This is a genomic window from Streptomyces scopuliridis RB72 (assembly GCF_000718095.1).
GTDB classification, from domain to species: Bacteria; Actinomycetota; Actinomycetes; order Streptomycetales; family Streptomycetaceae; genus Streptomyces; species Streptomyces scopuliridis.
In genome coordinates this window covers 122,654-141,286 of record NZ_JOEI01000012.1, presented here as the reverse complement: position 1 = coordinate 141,286, position 18,633 = coordinate 122,654, and the positions used below count along the sequence as shown (strand labels likewise).

14 protein-coding genes are annotated in these 18,633 nt (G+C 71.6%); 7 read left to right on the top strand and 7 right to left on the bottom strand.

Annotated features, from left to right (window positions below; genetic code table 11):
- Nucleotides 1-132: 132 nt before the first annotated feature.
- From IF11_RS0116865 to IF11_RS0116840, 6 genes are all read left to right on the top strand, one after another.
- Nucleotides 133-1,983, top strand: a complete 1,851-nt coding sequence (locus IF11_RS0116865) for a YfjP family GTPase (RefSeq protein WP_030352429.1) — start codon at nucleotides 133-135, stop codon at nucleotides 1,981-1,983.
- A 152-nt stretch (nucleotides 1,984-2,135) separates the two neighbouring features.
- Nucleotides 2,136-2,681 carry a single-stranded DNA-binding protein gene (locus tag IF11_RS0116860; RefSeq protein ID WP_078490733.1) on the top strand — a complete coding sequence of 182 codons (546 nt, stop codon included), beginning with the start codon at nucleotides 2,136-2,138 and terminating at the stop codon, nucleotides 2,679-2,681.
- Between the two features lie 223 nt (nucleotides 2,682-2,904).
- A complete protein-coding gene (locus IF11_RS0116855; RefSeq protein ID WP_240627687.1) occupies nucleotides 2,905-4,329 on the top strand; it encodes a Cys-Gln thioester bond-forming surface protein in 1,425 nt (474 codons plus the stop codon).
- A gap of 211 nt (nucleotides 4,330-4,540) precedes the next feature.
- Nucleotides 4,541-6,205: an energy-dependent translational throttle protein EttA gene (ettA, locus tag IF11_RS0116850; protein ID WP_030352426.1), complete on the top strand. Its 1,665-nt coding sequence runs from the start codon at nucleotides 4,541-4,543 to the stop codon at nucleotides 6,203-6,205.
- Between the two features lies 1 nt (nucleotide 6,206).
- The gene (locus tag IF11_RS0116845; RefSeq protein WP_030352425.1) at nucleotides 6,207-6,674 is read left to right on the top strand and encodes an acyl-CoA thioesterase; all 468 of its coding nucleotides are present in this window, start codon (nucleotides 6,207-6,209) and stop codon (nucleotides 6,672-6,674) included.
- Entirely contained in the window at nucleotides 6,671-7,369 is a 699-nt protein-coding gene (locus tag IF11_RS0116840; protein ID WP_030352424.1) for a DUF8010 domain-containing protein, read from the top strand. The genes IF11_RS0116845 and IF11_RS0116840 overlap by 4 nt, the downstream gene beginning before the upstream one ends.
- Nucleotides 7,370-7,405: 36 nt before the next feature.
- Here the strand turns inward: IF11_RS0116840 and IF11_RS0116835 are convergent, their stop codons facing one another.
- Nucleotides 7,406-7,810, bottom strand: a complete 405-nt coding sequence (locus tag IF11_RS0116835) for a globin (RefSeq protein ID WP_030352423.1) — start codon at nucleotides 7,808-7,810, stop codon at nucleotides 7,406-7,408.
- Nucleotides 7,811-7,945: 135 nt separating this feature from the next.
- On the opposite strand from IF11_RS0116835, the gene IF11_RS0116830 reads away from it, so the two are divergent.
- Nucleotides 7,946-9,019, top strand: coding sequence for a methyltransferase domain-containing protein (locus IF11_RS0116830; RefSeq protein WP_030352422.1), 1,074 nt, complete (start codon nucleotides 7,946-7,948; stop codon nucleotides 9,017-9,019).
- On the opposite strand, the gene IF11_RS0116825 is transcribed toward IF11_RS0116830, so the two are convergent.
- The 6 genes from IF11_RS0116825 to IF11_RS0116795 all read right to left on the bottom strand — a co-directional run bounded on the left by IF11_RS0116825 (nucleotide 9,000) and on the right by IF11_RS0116795 (nucleotide 18,626).
- Nucleotides 9,000-10,178, bottom strand: a complete 1,179-nt coding sequence (locus IF11_RS0116825; RefSeq protein ID WP_030352421.1) for an FHA domain-containing protein — start codon at nucleotides 10,176-10,178, stop codon at nucleotides 9,000-9,002. The genes IF11_RS0116830 and IF11_RS0116825 overlap by 20 nt on opposite strands.
- Before the next feature lie 125 nt (nucleotides 10,179-10,303).
- Entirely contained in the window at nucleotides 10,304-11,662 is a 1,359-nt protein-coding gene (locus tag IF11_RS0116820; RefSeq protein WP_030352420.1) for a vWA domain-containing protein, read from the bottom strand.
- A 118-nt stretch (nucleotides 11,663-11,780) separates the two neighbouring features.
- A complete protein-coding gene (locus IF11_RS0116815; protein ID WP_030352419.1) occupies nucleotides 11,781-13,271 on the bottom strand; it encodes a PP2C family protein-serine/threonine phosphatase in 1,491 nt (496 codons plus the stop codon).
- Nucleotides 13,272-13,274: 3 nt separating this feature from the next.
- Entirely contained in the window at nucleotides 13,275-16,046 is a 2,772-nt protein-coding gene (locus IF11_RS0116810) for a serine/threonine-protein kinase (protein WP_078490731.1), read from the bottom strand.
- A 46-nt stretch (nucleotides 16,047-16,092) separates the two neighbouring features.
- Nucleotides 16,093-17,424, bottom strand: a complete 1,332-nt coding sequence (locus IF11_RS0116800) for a hypothetical protein (protein ID WP_030352417.1) — start codon at nucleotides 17,422-17,424, stop codon at nucleotides 16,093-16,095.
- Between the two features lie 143 nt (nucleotides 17,425-17,567).
- Nucleotides 17,568-18,626 carry a glutamate ABC transporter substrate-binding protein gene (locus IF11_RS0116795; protein ID WP_030352416.1) on the bottom strand — a complete coding sequence of 353 codons (1,059 nt, stop codon included), beginning with the start codon at nucleotides 18,624-18,626 and terminating at the stop codon, nucleotides 17,568-17,570.
- Between the last annotated feature and the right edge of the window lie 7 nt (nucleotides 18,627-18,633).

Sequence of the window (18,633 nt, the reverse complement as noted above, 5' to 3'; positions counted from 1 at the left end):
AACAGGGCTGCCGGGGCTGCTGGGGCTGCTGGCGTTGATAAGGCTTCTGAGAATGGAGTGGAGGGCGCCGAGAATGCCACGGAGCCCGGGAAGTCCGGGAAGTTCGCGAAATTCATGAAGCCCGCGAAATTTATGAAGTCGGTCAAATCCGAGGAATCCGGGGAGCCCCGGGAGCCCGACGAGGCCGTGGAGTCCGAAGAGCCCCATGAGGGCCCCGAGTCCGTCGCCTTCGAACCCGCCCCCGACGAGCCCGGCGGCTCCGCCGGCGGCTGGGACGACGGGCTGATCGCCCGCCGCGCCGGCGGGAAGGGCTCTCCGGACGGCCTCAGCGGCGTGGACGGGCTGGACGGCGGCCCGGGGGACGGTTCGGACGAGTCCGAGGCCCACACGCCCATCGGGGGCGCGTACGGCGGCTCCCTGCGGGTACGTCTCGACGCCCTGGGCGAGCTGGTGGGACTGTCGAGGACCCGGCTCGAAGGGTCCGTACTTGCCGAGGCCGGGCGCGTACTGGACGAGGCGTCCGCCCGTCAGCGGCTCTCCTCGCGCCATACCGTCGTCGCCATCGCGGGAGCGACGGGCAGCGGCAAATCGACGCTGTTCAACGCCCTGGCCGAGGTGCCGATCTCGGAGACGGGCCTGCGCAGACCCACCACCTCCGCCCCCATCGCCTGCGTCTGGTCCGAGGGAGCTGCGGGGCTGCTCGACCGGCTGGCCATCCCCGGACGGCTGCGGCGCAAGCCGCTGGCGGGCGGGGACGGCGACGAGGAGCTGCACGGCCTGGTCCTCGTCGATCTCCCCGACCACGACTCGGCCGTCGTCCGCCACCGCGAGCAGGTGGACCGGGTGCTCGCGCTCGTGGACGCGGTGATCTGGGTCGTCGATCCCGAGAAGTACGCGGACGCCGCGCTGCACGAGCGCTATCTGCGACCGCTCGCCGGCCACGCGGAGATCACCTTCATCGTGCTCAACCAGATCGACCGGCTGCCCGGCGACGCCGCCGACCAGGTGCTCGACGATCTGCGCCGGCTGCTGGACGAGGACGGGATGGCCCTCGGCGAACACGGCGAGCCCGGCGCCACGGTCCTCGCGGTCTCCGCGCTCAGCGGGCACGGCGTGGGCGAACTGCGCGAGCTGCTGGGACGGTTCGTCCAGGAGCGGAACGCCGCGGAACGGCGGCTCTCCGCCGATGTGGACGCGGCGGCGTGGCGGCTGCGGTCCGCGTACGTCGCCGAGGGGCGTGCCGGACTCGGCGAGCGTTCCCGTGAGCAGTTCGCCGACCGGCTGGCCTGGGCGGTCGGCGCGGTGGCCGCGGGCGAGGCGGCGGAGCGCGCCTGGCGCAGGAACGCGGGGCGCGCGTGCGGGACGCCCTGGCTGCGGCTGTGGCGGTGGTACGAGTCCACGCGGATGCCCGGCGGCCAGACGTCGCGGCCCCCGGAGACCGCGGAGGAGGAGCTGACGGCACGCCAGCGGGTCGAACAGGCCGTACGTACGGTGGCGGAGGAGGCGTCCGCCGGGCTGCCCGCGCCTTGGGCGCACTCCGTGCGCGAGGCGGCGGCGCGGGGCGCGGAGGGGCTGCCGGAGGCGCTGGACGAGCTGGCGCTGACGGCGGCGACCCCGAGCAGCCGGCCGCCGCGGCCCACCTGGTGGCCCGCCGCGGTGCTGGCGCAGGCATCCATGACGCTGCTCCAGATCTACGGCGCGCTGTGGCTGGTGGGGCAGATCATCGGCGTACTGGAACCGGGGCTGCTGCCGCCCGTGCTGGTGATGCTCGCCGGGATCGTCGGCGGGCCGTTCGTGGAGTGGGCGTGCGGGGCGGCCGCGATGGGGCCGGCGCGGCGGTACGGGCAGGACGCCGAGCGGCGGCTGCGCGAGGCGGCGGCGGCCTGCGGGCGGGCGAGGGTGCTGGACCCGATCTCGGCGGAGCTGATGCGCTACCGGGAGGTGCGGGAGCAGTACGTGACCGTTTCCCGCTCGGGCGGATGAGGCGGCCGGCGGGGTCGGCGGGGGCGATGCCGGACCGGTGAACGGGTGACGGGGTTTTCCACAACTGACAGGTAATGCACAGGCGACAGCGCATTCTTTCCATCCGGTCCAGCATGGGATCAGTCAATGCAGCCGGACGGGGAGGGGCCGTTATGAACGACACCGTGGTAACCGTGGTGGGGAATGTCGCAACAGGGGTGGAATTCAGGGAGTCGGCCTCGGGCGGGGTGGCCCGGTTTCGATTCGCGGTGACCGGGCGGCGCTGGGACCGGCAGAAGAACGGCTGGGCGGACGGGCCCACGAGCTTCTACACGGTGTGGGCGTGGCGGACGCTGGGGGCGAATCTGGCCGCCTCGGTCTCCGTCGGTGAGCCGCTGGTGGTGCACGGCCGATTGCGCGTACGGGAGGACGAACGGGAAGGGCAGCGCCGGACATCGGTGGAGATCGACGCGGTGGCGGTCGGACACGATCTGACGCGGGGGACGGCCGCGTTCAGACGCGTGACCAGGGCGACTCCTTCCCTGACGGAGCGTCACAAGTCCGCGACGGAGGGGGAGGAGCGGGGGCGGGCGGGGCTTCAGGGACCGGACCAGGTGCCGATTCCCATGCCGGACGGGACGCCGGACGGGACGCGGGACCGGGCGCCGGACGCGGCATCCGCCCGCGCGCTGGTCACGGCGTCGACTGCCGTTCCCTGAGCGTGAGTTGTGGAGACATGTCGATATACTCGGTCGCCTTGCATAGCTCTGCCGGAGTGTCGATAACGATTCCGATTCGGAACGGTTATCAGAGTGCGTGAGTGGACTCCGGCGGTTCTCGCCGTCCATAGGATTCGCGAGTACTCACGGGGCACTTGAGTCTGCTGGCGAGGCATCCCCCCACGCGTTCACCGCGAAAGAACCTCGCCCGAAGGGGAATTCTGTGTTTTCTGCGATATCTGCGTCATCCGTACGGAGGCGAGGCGCCGCCCGTCTCGCCGCCGCGGTACTCGTCTCGGGACTGGTGGCCATGGGCTCGGTGGCCGGCGCCGGGGCGGCCACCGCCGACGAGGTCCCCCAGCATCAGGGCGGCGCCGCGGCCACCCTCGACGGACTGAAGACCTACGACGGCGCCGTGCTCCACAACGACGGCAAGGACCAGCAACTCCCCGCCGGGCTGTTCGAGATGACCGTGGACGGCGGCGGCAAGCTCAAGACGTACTGCATCGATATCCACAACCCCACGCAGGACCAGGCGAAGTACCTGGAGACCCCCTGGGATCAGACCTCGCTCGGCGCCAACAAGAACGCCGGCAAGATCCGCTGGATCCTGGAGCACTCCTACCCGCAGATAGACGACCTCTCGGCGCTCGCCCAGAGCGCGGAGACCGGGCCGCTCACCGAGAAGACGGCGGCGGCGGGCACCCAGGTCGCCATCTGGCGCTACTCGGACAACGCCGATGTCGACGCCAGCGACCCGGCGGCCGAGAAGCTCGCCGACTGGCTGGAGAAGAGCGCCCAGGACGCCGCCGAGCCCAAGGCGTCCCTCACGCTCCAGCCCGGCGCGGTCTCCGGCAAGGCCGGTGAGAAGCTCGGCCCGATCACGGTCCACACCGACGCCGCCGGTGTCACCGTCACGCCGCCCGCCGACGCCGCCGCCAGCGGCGTCACGATCACGGACAAGGACGGCGCCCCGGTCACCACCGCCGCCAACGGCACGCAGCTGTACTTCGACGTCCCGTCCGACGCCTCCGACGGCACCGCCTCGCTCGGCGTGCAGGCCACGACCTCCGTACCGGTCGGCCGCGCCTTCGCCGGTGTGACCAAGAGCCAGACGCAGATCCTGGCCGGGTCCAGCGAGTCCACGGTCTCGGCGACGGCGACCGCGACCTGGGCCGAGCAGGGCGCGATCCCCGCCGTGACCGCGCAGAAGAACTGCGCCGAGGGTGGCGTCGACATCACCGCCACCAACAAGGGCGACGAGCCGTTCGTCTTCGAGCTCAAGGGCACCGAGCACTCGGTCCCGGCCGGTGAGTCCAAGACCGTCACCGTCCCGGTCGGCGAGGACGAGGCGTACGACTTCACCATCACCGGACCCGCCGGGTTCACGCAGAACTTCAAGGGCGTCCTGGACTGCCTGACCACCAGCGACTCGGGCCCCGTGACCCAGCAGGAGTCCTCGGAGCCCCTCCCGGCCTCGGCCGGCGGCTCCTCCACCGGTGCCACGGACAACCTCGCGGAGACCGGCTCCTCCAGCGCGACCCCGGTCATCGCGGGCATCGCGATCGCGCTCGTCGTGCTCGGCGGCGGCGCCGTGTTCCTTCTCCGTAAGAAGAACGCGGCCACTCCTTCGACTCCCGGAGAGTGAGCGACATCTCGCGCTGAGTGAGACCTCGCAGCCCGTGGCCCCCGGTACGCACCCGCGTGCCGGGGGCCACGGGCTTGAGAGAGGCCCTGGGAGAGGTCCGGGGAGCGGTACTGGTTTCCATCAGGGGATGGACATGCGGCAAGATGGCGTGTATCTGCCCTCACGCGGCGGAGCCGCACATTGGCCCTTCTCGATTGCCGGACGGTTTCTCTTGGCTGAGTACATCTACACGATGCGCAAGACGCGTAAGGCGCACGGCGACAAGGTCATCCTCGATGACGTGACGCTGAGCTTCCTGCCGGGCGCGAAGATCGGTGTGGTGGGTCCGAACGGCGCCGGTAAGTCCACCGTGCTGAAGATCATGGCGGGTCTGGAGCAGCCGTCCAACGGTGACGCGTTCCTCTCCCCGGGATACACCGTCGGCATGCTCCTCCAGGAACCGCCGCTGGACGAGTCCAAGACCGTCCTGCAGAACGTCCAGGACGGCGCCGCCGAGATCATGGGCAAGCTCAACCGCTTCAACGAAGTGGCCGAGCTGATGGCGACCGACTACTCCGACGCGCTGATGGAGGAGATGGGCAAGCTCCAGGAGGACCTCGACCACGCCAACGCGTGGGACCTGGACACCCAGCTCGAACAGGCCATGGACGCGCTCGGCTGCCCGCCCGGCGACTGGCCCGTCACCAACCTCTCCGGTGGTGAGCGCCGTCGCGTCGCGCTCTGCAAGCTGCTGCTCGAAGCCCCCGACCTGCTGCTCCTCGACGAGCCCACCAACCACCTGGACGCCGAGTCCGTGCAGTGGCTGGAGCAGCACCTCGCCAAGTACCCCGGCACCGTCGTCGCCGTCACCCACGACCGGTACTTCCTCGACAATGTCGCCGGGTGGATCTGCGAGGTCGACCGCGGCCGTCTCCACGGCTACGAGGGCAACTACTCCAAGTACCTGGAGACCAAGCAGGCCCGTCTCAAGGTCGAGGGCCAGAAGGACGCCAAGCGCGCCAAGCGGCTCAAGGACGAGCTGGAGTGGGTCCGCTCCAACGCCAAGGGGCGGCAGGCCAAGTCCAAGGCACGACTGGCCCGTTACGAGGAGATGGCCGCCGAGGCCGACAAGATGCGGAAGCTGGACTTCGAGGAGATCCAGATCCCGCCGGGCCCCCGGCTCGGCAGCGTCGTCGTCGAGGTGGAGAACCTCTCCAAGGCGTTCGGCGAGAAGGTCCTGATCGACGACCTGTCGTTCTCGCTCCCGCGCAACGGCATCGTCGGGGTCATCGGCCCGAACGGCGCCGGCAAGACCACGCTCTTCAAGATGATCCAGGGCATCGAGGAGCCGGACTCCGGCACCATCAAGGTCGGCGACACGGTCAAGATCAGCTACGCCGACCAGGGCCGCGGCAACATCGACCCGAAGAAGACGCTGTGGGCGGTCGTCTCCGACGAGCTGGACTACATCAATGTCGGCCAGGTCGAGATGCCCTCGCGCGCCTATGTCTCCGCCTTCGGCTTCAAGGGCCCGGACCAGCAGAAGCCGGCCGGTGTGCTCTCCGGCGGTGAGCGCAACCGGCTGAACCTGGCGCTGACCCTCAAGCAGGGCGGCAATCTGCTGCTCCTCGACGAGCCGACGAACGACCTGGACGTCGAGACGCTGTCCTCGCTGGAGAACGCGCTGCTGGAGTTCCCCGGCGCGGCCGTGGTCGTCTCCCACGACCGGTGGTTCCTGGACAGGGTCGCCACGCACATCCTGGCGTACGAGGGCGAGTCCAAGTGGTTCTGGTTCGAGGGCAACTTCGAGTCGTACGAGAAGAACAAGGTCGAGCGGCTCGGTGCGGACGCCGCCCGTCCGCACCGCGCCACCTACAAGAAGCTGACGCGAGGCTGAGATGTCCCGCCACTTCTACAGCTGCCCGCTCCGCTGGTCGGACATGGACGCCTTCGGGCACGTCAACAACGCGGTCTTCATCAGTTATCTGGAGGAGGCCCGTATCGACTTCATGTTCCGGCTGGCGCCGGGGGACGGCTCGCCGTCCTTCTCCGGTGGGTCCGTGGTGGCCCGGCACGAGATCGACTACAAGCGCCCGCTGGTCCACCGGCACGAGCCGGTGACCATCGAGTCGTGGGTGACGAAGATCAACGCCGCGTCGCTGACGATCGCGTACGAGATCAAGGACGAGGGCCAGGTGTACGTACGGGCCTCGACGGTCGTCGTGCCGTACGACCTGGCGGCCGGGCGGCCCCGGCGGATCACCGAGGAGGAGAGGATGTATCTCCTGAAGTACCTCGACGACGACGCCACCGGCACGAACAAGAGTGCCGAGGACGCCGAGGACAAGGACGCGCTCGCGGCATGACAGCGCCCGAGCGGACAGTGGAGTTCGCCGACGCGCGGGAGGCGGCCGATCTCGGCGCCTTCCTCGCCCGGCTGATCCACTACGACCGCGCCGCCGCGGTACGGCTCCAGGCCGGGGGCGGCGCGCTCGCCGTGTTCGGCCGGCCGGCGTCCTTCGAGGTGCTCGCCATCCGGACGGCCAGGCTCGCCGCGCCGTACGTGCTCGATGTCACCGTCTCCGCCGGGGAACTCCTCGAAGCGATCGACGAGGCGGCGGGCAGCGCGGTCGTCCCGGCGGCCGTCACCGGCCCTCCCTGGGCCGGGGTGCTGCCGCCGCGCGGCGGCTGGCGGCAGGTGCCTGGGCTGCCCGGCGCGGACGCCATGCGCCGTGCGCTGACCGTCGCGGTCGCCGAATTCCGGTCCCGCGACGAGCAGTTGTCGCCCGGCGACAGGACCCGTGCGGAACGCGACCGCATCGGCCGGGAGATCTGGTCCCGGACCCTCGGCGACACGCGTCTGCCGCTGCGGGCCGTGCATGCCGCGCAGTCGCTGGGGTTCCTTCGGCCGGTCCGCGCGATGGTGCCGGCCGCCGCGCCCGTCGAGGAACAGCCGGTGGCGCTGCTGGAGTCGGGCAGCTGGCTCCGGCTCCGCACGCCGTACGGCTCGATCGCGGTACGGCGCGCGGGGATCGGCGGCCTCACGGTCACCCCGCTCTGAACACGTCCCAAAAAGAAGGGGGACCCGCGGGGGAGATCAGCCCGCGGTGTTGACCATGGAGGCGGCGGCGTAGGTGAGGTAGTCCCACAGCTGCCGCTGATGCGCCTCGGAGAGCCCCAGCTCCTCGACGGCCACCCGCATGTGCTTGAGCCAGGCGTCGTGCGCGGCGCTGTCCACCGTGAACGGGGCGTGGCGCATCCGCAGCCGGGGGTGGCCGCGGTTGTCGCTGTAGGTGCGGGGGCCGCCCCAGTACTGCATCAGGAAGAGCGCGAGCCGCTCCTCGGCGGGGCCCAGATCCTCCTCGGGGTACATCGGCCGCAGCAGCGGATCCTCGGCCACCCCCTGGTAGAACCGGTGGACCAGGCGCCGGAAGGTCTCCTCGCCGCCGACCTGCTCGTAGAAGGTCTGCTCCTGAAGCGTGCCCCGCGGAATCTCGTTCACCAGTCCATGGTCTCAGACGGCCCGGCGGAGGACCTCCGGCCTAGGGCCTGTCTTCAAAGTCCCGCCTGTCCGATACTGGCGCGCAGATGCCAAGGCCCACTCGCTTCCCGGCCGCTCACCCAGGACAGTGGAGAGATGGGCGCACACCGGGAGGACGTGTACGGGCCGCCGGACGAGGCGGACGTCGCCGACGCACGCGCCGGGCTGATCCGGGAGATCGCCGTGACCGGCGCGCTCGACGACCCGGCCTGGCGGGCGGCGTTCGAGGCGGTACCGCGCCATCTCTTCGTGCCGTACTACTTCGTCGGCCGCCCCGGTGGCTACGACCGGCTGTGGAGCGGTGACCCCGACCCGGCGCGGCGCCGCCGCTGGCTGCGCGGGGCGTACGCGGACGCGCCGCTCGCGACCCGGGTGCGCGACGGCGAGCTCATCTCGTCCAGCAGCCAGCCCTCGCTGATGGCCCGGATGCTGGTGGAGCTGGACGTACGGGACGGGGACCGCGTCCTGGAGATCGGCGCGGGCAGCGGCTACAACGCCGCCCTCCTCTGTCACCGGCTGAACGACGAACTCGTCACCACCGTCGATGTCGATCCCGAGATCACCGAGTCCGCCCGCAGCCATCTCGCCGCGGCCGGCTACCGGCCCGCCGTCATCACCGGCGACGGCGCGCGCGGCTGCCCGGAGCGCGCTCCGTTCGACCGGATCATCGCGACCTGCACGTTGCCGTCGGTGCCGACGGCCTGGCTGGCACAGTGCCGGCCGGGGGCGCGGATCCTGGCACCGCTCGCCACCGGACTGATCAACCTCCTTGTCGGGAGGGGGGCGCACGGGAACGGCGCGCAGGGCGGTGCGGGAGGGCGCGGTGAGGGGGAGCGCGGCACCTGCGCGGAGGGGCACTTCCTGAACACCGCCGCCTACTTCGTACCGCTGCGCGGCGTGCCCGGGAGCAGAGCCCTGGCACGCCGGCCCCTCGGCGGACTGCCGAGGCGCGCCAGCGAGAACGAACTCTTCCGCTTCCTGCTCACCCTGACCTCGGGCAGCCTGGATCCGCACGAGGCGCTCTCCCTCTGGGAGCGCGAGCGCCGCCCGGAACGGGAACGGTTCGGCGTCACCATCACCGGCGGCCGTCAGTGGGCCTGGCTGGACGACCCGGCGGGGCCGTACGTATGGCCCCTCAGCCCCGGCGGTGTCAGCCTCGACGGATCGTGATGGTCGTCCAGGCGCCGACATGCACCCGGTCGCCGTCCTTGAGCGGGACGGGGACATAGGGCTGTATCGGGTCCTCGGCGCCGTTGAGCGTGGTGCCGTTGGTCGAGTTCTGGTCGACCACGGCCCAGCTGCCGTCCGGCTGGTGGACCAGGACCGCGTGCTGGTGCGAGACGCCCGGATCCTCCGGCGGGACGGACAGGTCGATCTCCGGGGACTCACCGGTGGAGTGCCGGCGGCGGCCGATGGAGACCTGGTTCCCGGCCAGCGGAAGATGCTGCTCGGGGGAGTACGCCGGCAGATTCAGCCCGGTGGCCTCGGGGCCGCTGCGCTGCATCATCGCCATGAAGTACTCACGGTCGGGGCCGATGACCGCCGTCCAGGTGGCCGGTGCCTGCTGGTACTGCCGCATCGGGTCGTGCTGCTGGGGCACCTGCGCCTGAGGGTGTGCCTGCGACTGCTGTGACGACGGCGACTGCTGATGCGACTGCGGTGCCTGGGGATGGGCCGGGGCCTGGGGCTGGGCCGGGCCGGATGCCGCCGAGGGCGGCGGCAGCATCCAGTCGTCGTCGGCCGGCCGCGCCGGCGAGGGCGCCTGCGGGGCAGGCGACTGCTGCTGGAAGGCGGGCGGAGGCGGCGGTCCCTGCTGCTGATACGGCGGCGGAGGCGGCGGCCCCTGCTGGTGCGGGTTCTGCGGCGAGGGCGCCGGAGGCGGCGACGGCGGCTCGGGCGACAGCGGTTCGGCGGGCCGGTTCAGCTGCGAGGGCCGCGAGCCCTGGTACTCGTACGGATCCGGCGGCCGGGGCGGCTGCTGGGCCTGGAAGCCCGGCGGCAGGTTCAGCCCGGGCACGGGACTGCCGGGGCTCGGCTGCTGGGGAGCCAGCGGGGTGTACGACGTCGCCGTGTTCGTCAGGAAGTTCCAGCGGCACTCCTCGCAGAACGGAGCCATGGGCTCGCGTGGAGTGCGGCACTGCGGGCACAGCTCGGCCTGGGCGGTGGCGCCCGGGCCGGGGCCCGGCGGATAGCCGTAGCCCGGCGCGGGCGGCGGCGGGGGAGGTGGTGGTACGGCACCCGTGGGAGCGCCAGGACCGGCCATGCGATGGCCGCAGACCTCGCACCAGTCGTCGGAACCCGACTGGTGTCCGTTCGGGCAGGTCGGCATGTCGGCGCTTCCCCCTCTCCTCGTCCGGCCCGCAGGCCGCTGTTCTCTGTGTCTCCGTACCGCGAACTCTTCGTGCAGCGGACTCTTGGTTGCGCGGATGCTTCGTTACGCGCTTCGTCGCGCGGTTACTTCTTGACGCGAACGGTCTTGGTGGAGCGCGTTTCGAGGGTCATCTCGTCCGCGTCCGCGACCTTCGCCTTCAGTCGCACAGTACCTGTCGCCGCATCGACGACGTCCACCACCTTCGAAAGCAATTTCGCGGTATCGGCGTTCCCCGACGACGCGGCGAGCTGCACCGCACGTCCCAGTTTCGCGGTCGCGCCGTCGAAATCGCCCGACTTACGTGCATCCAGACCCTGTTGGATGACTTGCGCCAGTTCGGCTTGACCCGTGTAGTGCGCGACCTGGGGGTTTATCGAGGTGGAGGCCGCCATGTCGTCCGTCCACACCGCCCGTACGAGCCCCTGCGACAGCACCTCGGGAGCGCCGCCGCCCGGCGTGGGAAGGATCAGCGAGACCCGCGCGGCGAGCATCTCCTGGCCGATCCCGGCCTCCGGAACCCGTACACACAGGTGGTAATCGCGCGATTCGTCACCCCAGGACCCGGTGGGGTAGTCCCCGGCCCGCGGCCCCGCCTCCGTACGCCGGCCGGTCAGCTCCTCGACCGTGGGTGCCACCTGCTTGACGAAGGCGATCTCCACGCCGACGGGTGTCCACAGCCGCAGCGCCACATCCGCGATCTCCTTGCCCATCGCGTTCTCCATCATGCTGGTGAAGTCCGCGGCCAGGCCGGCCGGATCGGCGACGATATCGGCGGTCCCGAGCAGCGCGGAGGCGATGGCCGTGACCTCCTTCACCTCCCAGTCCGTGCTGACACCGCGGGCGTCACAGGTGAACCGTCCCGCGCAGGAGTCGAGCGCGGCCTTCAGATCCTCCGGCGCCTCGTGCTCGTTACGGCCGTCGGTGAGCAGGATGCCGTGCCGGATGGGGACATCGGCCGTGGCCAGCAGCCGGTCGGCGAGCCGCAGCCAGGTGCCGATGGCCGTACCGCCGCCCGCGCTCAGCCGGCGCAGCGCCTCCTTGGCCTGGGCTCTGGTCTGTCTGTCGGCGATCGCGAGTCTCCCGTTGCCCGGGAAGACCTCCCTCGCCACATGCGTACCGTCGACGATCGCGAAGGCGACGCCGTCGCGCAGGGTGTCGACGGCGGCGGCCGTGGCGTCGCGCGCGTTGCGCATCTTCGTCGGCGGGTAGTCCATGGACCCCGAACAGTCGACCATGATCACCACGGCCGCGTTCGGGCTGTGCCCGGGAAGGGCGGAGGGCGTGGACGAGGCTCCTGCCAATGGCACTCCACCGGTCGTGCCGCCCCCTGTTGAGGTGACCGTGACGATCGCGTTGACCTCGCGCCCGCCTTCCGGCAGGTATTCGTTCTGGTACACGTCGACGGAGAACCGCGGCACGTTCGACTTGGAGAAGTTCGCCATCTGTATCGGCTCCTTGACGCTCCACACAGCAGAGACAAGTCAGTGAAAGGGGCAGTAAAAGGTCTTCAATTGATCAGTAATCGGTCAGTTCAAGGGCATGCGTGATCGAGATCGGGACTCACGCCGAGCTGTAGGCGGATCCTGCCCCTTGCGGTGGCAGGGCGAACGGCAGCACCGCCACTGTTACGTTGTCGTGGCCCCCACCGTCGAGCGCGTGCCCGACCAGTACCTGGGCGGCGTGCAGCGGCCGTTGCGACGCGTCGGCCGGCAGGGCCCTGGCCATCTCGTCGGCGCCCTCCGCGTAGTTCCACAGACCGTCCGTGCAGACCACCACCACACCGGGCCGGTCCGGCTTGAACGAGGCGGTGTGCGGCTCCAGTTCGTACGCGTCGGCGCCGAGCCAGCCGGTGATGGCGTGGGCGCGGGCGTCCGCGTACGCCTCCGTCTCGTTCATCAGACCCGCCGCGACCATCTGCGCGGCCCAGGAGTCGTCCTCGGTGAGCCGGGCGGGCGGGCCGCCGCGGTCGTCGGGGATCCAGTACGCCCGGCTGTCGCCGATCCAGCCGACGACCAGCAGACCGCCGGCGACCACCGCGCCGACGATGGTGCACGCGGGGGCGTTCTGGTGGCGGTGCGGGTCGTGTTCCATTCCGCCGCCCGGGGCCGTGGCCAGGGCGTTGACCGCCTCCGCCGCGACCACGATCGCCTCGTGCATCGACTGCTGCGGATGCGTACCGCGCTCCAGCGCGGCCAGCAGGGACTCGTTCGCCGAGGCGGCCGCCGCGGCCGAGGCCTCGTCGGGGCGGGTCGCGGACGACACACCGTCACAGACGACCGCGACCACGGCGGGGGAGCCGTCCGGCAGGGCGGCGGACGACACGGCGAACGCGTCCTCGTTGCGGTGATGGCGCAGCCCGCGGTCGCTGACGGCCGCCACCGCGCCCAACTCCTGCTCCACATGGTCACGTTCGCGCGGCTGGGCGTGTCCGCAGTTCTCGCAGTAGCCGTCCGTGTCGACCCGTCCTGCCCGGCAGGCGACACAGAGCTTGCCGCCGGACGGGAGCGCCGCGCCGGGGTCCGCGGTGCGCGGATCGGCGACGTCCCGGTTCGGGCTCTCCGGGCCGGCGCTCTCGGGGCCGGCGCTCTCGGGGCCGGCGCTCTCTGGGGCTGTGCTCGCCGGGCCCGTGCTCTCCTGATGCGCGTAGTCGCGCGCCGAGCTGTCCCGGACCACGGCGCCGGGCGCGGGCAGCTCGAAGTCACCTGGATGGGCGGGCAGCCGCGAGCCGCTCGACTCCAGCCCCAGCAGCTCTTCCGGCAGATGCAGCGGCGCCGGCGTACCCGAGCTGTCGGTGCCCGTGACCGTGGGCCACTCCACACCGGCCACCGGAGCGCCACTCACCGGAGCACCGGCCACCGGGGCATCGGGCACGCGGGCCTCGGGCTCCGCCGGTCCCAGGCCGTTCATCACGAGGGTCGGTCTGTCGTCCGGGCGCGGTGGCACGACCGACAGGTCGTAACCGCACGCGCCGCAGAACAGGTCGCCGGACTCCAGCGGCTCCTCGCAGCTGGGGCAGGTCGGCAGCTGCGCCGACTCGGGCTTCTGGGACATCAATCACACCCACGTCCGGGGGCGGAAACGGTTGGCCCGCTCCACCAGTTCGATCCTCTCCTCGCCGCGCTGAGCGAGCCGGGCGAGTACCCGGTACGAGCGTTCCAGTCCGAAACGCAGCCCACGCTCGTCCAGTTCACTGCCGAGCAGCACGGCCCGCACCGGACGGGAGCCGGGACTACCGGAGAGTACCCAGTCCAGGGCCGTCCCCAGTACCTCTGTCGACAACTGCTCGCGCCGTACCGCGTCCAGACCGAACTGCTGGAGCGCGGACACCTGATGGGCCGCCGCCGTCAGATCGTCGATCAGCGGCCGCTCCTGGCCGGGACCTGCGGCGGCCGCCGGCGCCCCACGCTGCCGCAGCCTGGCCCGTACGGCAGCGACCCGCGCCGCCGTGTAGTGGATCGACGCCTCGGGCACGGACTCCAGGGACCGTACGGCACCGGCCCGGTCACCGGCGGCCAGCTGCACCCGGGCGAGGCCGAACGCCGCGCTGACATAGCTCGGATCGGTCGTCCAGACCAGGCGGTAGTACTCGGCGGCGTTGTCCAGCTGGCCGAGCACCTCGGCGCAGACACCCAGCGCCAGCTTCGGGGCCGGCTCGCCGGGGAACGCGTCGTATATCGCGTCGAAGGAGAGCGCCGCGGTCTCGTGGTCGCCCGTGGCGAGCGAGGCGACGCCCCGGTACCAGACGACCCGCCAGTCGTCCGGACGCCGCTCCTCCAGGGCGGCCAACGACGTGGCGGCCGTGCCCAGTTCACCCATCTCCAGCCGGGCGCGCAGCTCGCGCAGTCCGCGCTCGACGGAGTCGGCGGGGGCGGCGGCCAGCGCGGTGATCAGCTCGGCGGGGGCCGAGGCGAGCAGACCGGCGAGGAATCCGGCGTTCGGATCGTTCGGATCGACTCTCGGTACGGGCAGTGCCAGCGCGACCGCGCGGGTGTCGAGCGGCGCGAGCCGCGGCACGCCCGGGCCCGTGGGGCTCGTGATACCCGAGACGCCCGCCCCGGGAGCCATCGCGCCCGGGGCCGCCTCGGTGCGGGGCGCCGGCAGATACGGCGGGGCCGCCGGGACGAGTCCACCGGCTCCGGGAACGCCGGGCCGTGCGCCCGGCGCCGGAAGCGCGACCGCACCGCCCCCAGGACTGCCCCCAGCCCCGGCCCCCGACGGCAGGACCGCCCCGGCCCCCGTCCCGTTGCCGCCCGTGAGGGCCGGGCCCGCCGCTCTGGCGCGCCGCCCGAACAGGCCGCCGCCCCGCGCCGGTTCGGGCCGCGCCCCCAGCCGTGAGACCTCCTCGGTCAGCTCCGCGAACAGCTCCGTGTCCGTGACCCGCAGCTCGGGACCGAACAGCGTCGACAGCGAGGGACGCGGACGCCCCGTCTGCAGCGCCACCACCTCCCGCAGCACGCCCGTCAGCTGCTCCGCCATCTCCCGCGCCGAGGAGAAGCGCCGCGCCGGATCCGGGTCCGTCGCCCGGACCAGCAGCCGGTAGAAGGACTCGTACGTCCGGAAGACCTCGATATTGTCCGGGTCCGGGAGCGAGTCCACGAACACGTTTGTGTAGCCCTGGAAATCGAAGGTCAGCACGGCCAGGGTGCGGGCGACCGTGTACAGGTCGGAGGCCACCGACGGGCCGACCTCCGCGACCTCGGGCGCCTGATAGCCGACGGTGCCGTAGATCGCCGACTCGTTGTCGTCCATCCTGCGGACCGCGCCCATGTCGATGAGCTTGAGCTGATCCTCGGTCTGGATCGCGTTGTCGACCTTGAAGTCGCAGTACAGCAGATTGCGGCTGTGCAGATGGCCGAGCGCCTCCAGCGCCTCGATGCCGTACGCGCACGCCTGCTCCACCGGCAGCGGATCGCGCTTGCCCGCGGCGGTGCGCCGCTCGTTGGCGATCTCCTTGAGCGACTTGCCGCCGACGTACTCCATGACTATGTAGCCGTCCATGGAGCCGGTGCGCTGGTCGAGATGTTCCACGAAGTTGTAGATACGGACGATGTTGGAGTGCTCGATCTCCGCGAGGAAGCGGCGCTCGGAGATCGCCGCCTCCATGGCGTCCTGGTCGCCGGTGTCCAGCAGACCCTTGAGGACCACCCAGCGGTCCGAGACCGCGCGGTCGATCGCGAGATAGACCCAGCCCAGACCGCCGTGGGCCAGACACCCCACCACCTCGTACTGGCCGTGCACGATATTGCCCTCGTGCAGCTTCGGCACGAACGAGTACGGGTGCCCGCACTTGGTGCAGAACCCTTCCGTCCGCCCCGGCCGGTCCCCGCGCGCACGGCCCACCGGCGCCCCGCAGTCCGAGCGCGAGCAGAACCGCTTGCGCTCGGGCACTTCCGGGTGCTCCATCACCGCGGAGCGCGGGTCCGGGCGCGGTACGTCCGGTACGGAGACAAGGCCCGCGCCCAGCCGGTTACGGCCCGACGCGGCCGTGGACGAGCCGGAGCTGCGTACCGACACCGACTGGGTCGACAGCCGCCCGGAGAGCGTGCGCGAGAGCCGGCCGGAGACCGAGCGCCGGGACGTGGAGGAGCGTGAGGAACTCCGCGAGGAGGCCCGTGCGGAGGAGCCGGACGACGAGCGCGAGGACGAGCCACGCCCGGAACCGCTGCTCCGGCCGCCGCCCGTGATGCCGGTGGGCGGCGAGGACAGCGATCCGTTGGGTGAGACGACGGGCGCCAGACCGCAGGTGTCGCAGTACAGCTCACCGCCGCCCATGTCTTCGTACGAACCCTCGCAGCCGGGGCGCTGGCATGCGTTCGTCCCGCTCATCTGTCCCCCCGTCGGCCCGCTGACATCCCTGTCGCGCCTCGCTCCGTCATGAGTCCCCCCTGCGGTCCGCGGGTCCGGGCCCGCGGGGGACCAGCACATCCGCCGCCGCCCGCTGATAGCGCAGCACCGCCTCCTCGGCCACGCGCAGATCGCACGGCGCGCTCCACAGCATCCGGCGCGCCGCGTCGTACCGTTCGATCAGCACCGGGTCCTCGGCCAGTCCGTGCCGGGCGACCTTCGCCTTGTAGGCGTCCAGCCGGCCGCGCAGCTCCGCGCGGACCGCCAGCGGTGCCGTGACCGCGGTCAAGGACTCGCGGGCCCGCAGCAGTTCGTCCTCGGCGTCCCGCTCCAGCGACTCCAGGAGCGGCGAGAGCCGGTGCCACTGGGCGTGTCTGCGGTACTCGGCGGCGGTCGAGAGCCGTTCCTGAAGGGCCGTCGGCGGACCGCTCACCGCGGGCACCTCGGAGGCGGCGATCTTCGCCAGCACCTCGCCGCGCGCCGACCGGGCCTCGGTGAGCGTACGGTCCGCGCGCGACAGTACGTCCCGCAGCCGCATCAGCCGTTCCTCGGAGTCCTGGCGCACTCGCAGGACCGCCTCGATCTCGCGCCGTACGTCCTCCAGCGCGCGGGCGGCCCGGTCGTACCGCTCGGTGTCGGGACGGCCGCCGCCCGGCGCCGAACTGCCGGGCGCGGGCCGCCAGAACGCCAGCGGATCGGAGATCACCTGGTCGCGCAGCGTGCTCAGTTCCCGCGTGATCGACTCCAGGTCGTCACCGGCCGGATGCTCGCCGGGCCGTACGCCGACGGAGTGCGCCAGCGAGCGGGTGCGCCGCAGCTCCGCGGAGAGCAGATCGATGCGCGCGGGCAGCGCGGACCACACCGAGTCGGCGGCCACGACCATGTCCAGGGATGACGCGTACAGCTCGTTCATCCTGGCCACCAGCTCCGCGAGCGTGAAGCGCTCGGAGAGCTTCGCCGGTCCCGTGAGGGACGCGGGCCGCTGCCCGGCGGCGCCCGCGATCACGACAGCACGGCCGCGCAGTGCCTCCGTCAGCTCCAGCAGATCGTCGCGGTTGGGCCAGCGCCGTCTGGCGCGCGCCTCGCGCGCCCCGTTCAGCGCCGCGGTGTAGCTGTCGAAGTACGTCCAGAGCAGGGTGATCGACAGCTCGGCGGAGGCCCAGCGGTCCCTGGTGACGCCGGTCAGCTCGGCGCCTTCGAGGAGTCTGCGGCCCGCGTGGTCCTGGAGGGCGAGCAGCGACGTCTCGATCGCCTCGTACTCCGCTTCGAGGCGTGACAGGGCGCGGTCCACCTCGTCCCGGTCCATCACCGGTCCCGGTGGCCTCCCCGTCGAGTCGGGGAAGGAACCCGTGACGCCCATCGCTCACCTCTCCGCTCGTCTCTTCGGCCCTGCCGGAACGCCGGCGCGGCGCGACACATCCCGATGATCCTCGGCCGCTGGTCCCGGCCGCTGGCCCCTCAGTCCCTGGCCCTTCAGTCTCTGGCCCCTCAGTCCCTGGCCCCTCAGTCCCTGTACGCGGCCGTGGGCGGCTTCGTGATGCCCGGCAGCCCGGCCGCCAGCCACTCCCTGTACGACGTCATCCAGGGGCTGTTGGGCCCGCCCGCGCGGTACTCCTCCAGCACATGGTTCACCCGGCGCACCAGGTCGTCGTTGCCGCGCTTGGCGGCGACACCGTAGTACTCCGGCTTGAGCGGCTTCCCGCGCAGCTCGACCGCCGGGTCCTGGGCGGCCTGGCCGGCCGCGAGGGCGTTGTCCGTCATCAGCGCGTCGACCTCGCCCAACTGGAGCCGGACCAGGCAGTCGAGCTGGTTGGGCACCGTCAACTGGTCCTTGTCCGAAGGCTTCCCCTCATTCTCGTCCTCGAATATCGCGCCGAACGATTCACTCTTCAGTGTCTCGTTCGCGATCGAACCCTCGGCCGTGCAGACCCGCTTCCCGGCCAGCGATTCGTCGTACCCCGTGATGGTCGACCCCTTGGGGACCAGTATCTGCTGGCCCGTCTGGAAGTAGGCGGTGGAAAAGGAGACGTCCTTGAGTCGCTCGCAGGTGATCGTCATCGTCCGGACGACCAGGTCCACCGTGCCACTCTTCAGCGCCTCGATCCGCTGGTTGGTGGGGATGGTACGGAAGACGATGGCGTCCGGACTGCCCAGTATGTCCGTCGCTATGGCCTTCGCGAGATCGATGTCGAAGCCCTCCAGATCGCCGGTGTCCGGGTTGCGGGCGCCCCAGCGGTAGCTGTTCTGGTCGACCCCGACGATCAGCTTGCGGTCATCACCCGTACGGTCTCTGATCGCCTTGACGCCGGGCGCGTTGTCGTCGTCGACGGGCCGGAGACTGGCCTCCGGGGACGGGCAGTCGTCGGCCTTCGCGGGCAGGGCCGTGGCGATGCGCTGCTCGGAGCGCTCCGTTTCCTCCGAGGTCGTACGGGTCAGCGGCAGCAGGGTGACCGCGGCCGTCAGCACACAGGCGCCCGCCATGGCCGAGACACCGCCCCAGCCGCGGAGTCCGCGGAACGGGCCGGGGCCGCGCGGCCGGCGCGACCTGTCCGTCGAGGTCATCCCTCCC

Coding starts and splice junctions, on each gene's coding strand:
- IF11_RS0116860 (WP_078490733.1), top strand. CDS start 2,136: ATGAACGACACCGTGGTAACCGTGGTGGGGAATGTCGCAACAGGGGTG.
- IF11_RS0116830 (WP_030352422.1), top strand. CDS start 7,946: ATGGGCGCACACCGGGAGGACGTGTACGGGCCGCCGGACGAGGCGGAC.
- IF11_RS0116865 (WP_030352429.1), top strand. CDS start 133: ATGAAGTCGGTCAAATCCGAGGAATCCGGGGAGCCCCGGGAGCCCGAC.
- IF11_RS0116800 (WP_030352417.1), bottom strand. CDS start 17,424: ATGGGCGTCACGGGTTCCTTCCCCGACTCGACGGGGAGGCCACCGGGA.
- IF11_RS0116825 (WP_030352421.1), bottom strand. CDS start 10,178: ATGCCGACCTGCCCGAACGGACACCAGTCGGGTTCCGACGACTGGTGC.
- IF11_RS0116810 (WP_078490731.1), bottom strand. CDS start 16,046: ATGAGCGGGACGAACGCATGCCAGCGCCCCGGCTGCGAGGGTTCGTAC.
- IF11_RS0116795 (WP_030352416.1), bottom strand. CDS start 18,626: ATGACCTCGACGGACAGGTCGCGCCGGCCGCGCGGCCCCGGCCCGTTC.
- IF11_RS0116815 (WP_030352419.1), bottom strand. CDS start 13,271: ATGTCCCAGAAGCCCGAGTCGGCGCAGCTGCCGACCTGCCCCAGCTGC.
- IF11_RS0116820 (WP_030352420.1), bottom strand. CDS start 11,662: ATGGCGAACTTCTCCAAGTCGAACGTGCCGCGGTTCTCCGTCGACGTG.
- IF11_RS0116840 (WP_030352424.1), top strand. CDS start 6,671: ATGACAGCGCCCGAGCGGACAGTGGAGTTCGCCGACGCGCGGGAGGCG.
- IF11_RS0116845 (WP_030352425.1), top strand. CDS start 6,207: ATGTCCCGCCACTTCTACAGCTGCCCGCTCCGCTGGTCGGACATGGAC.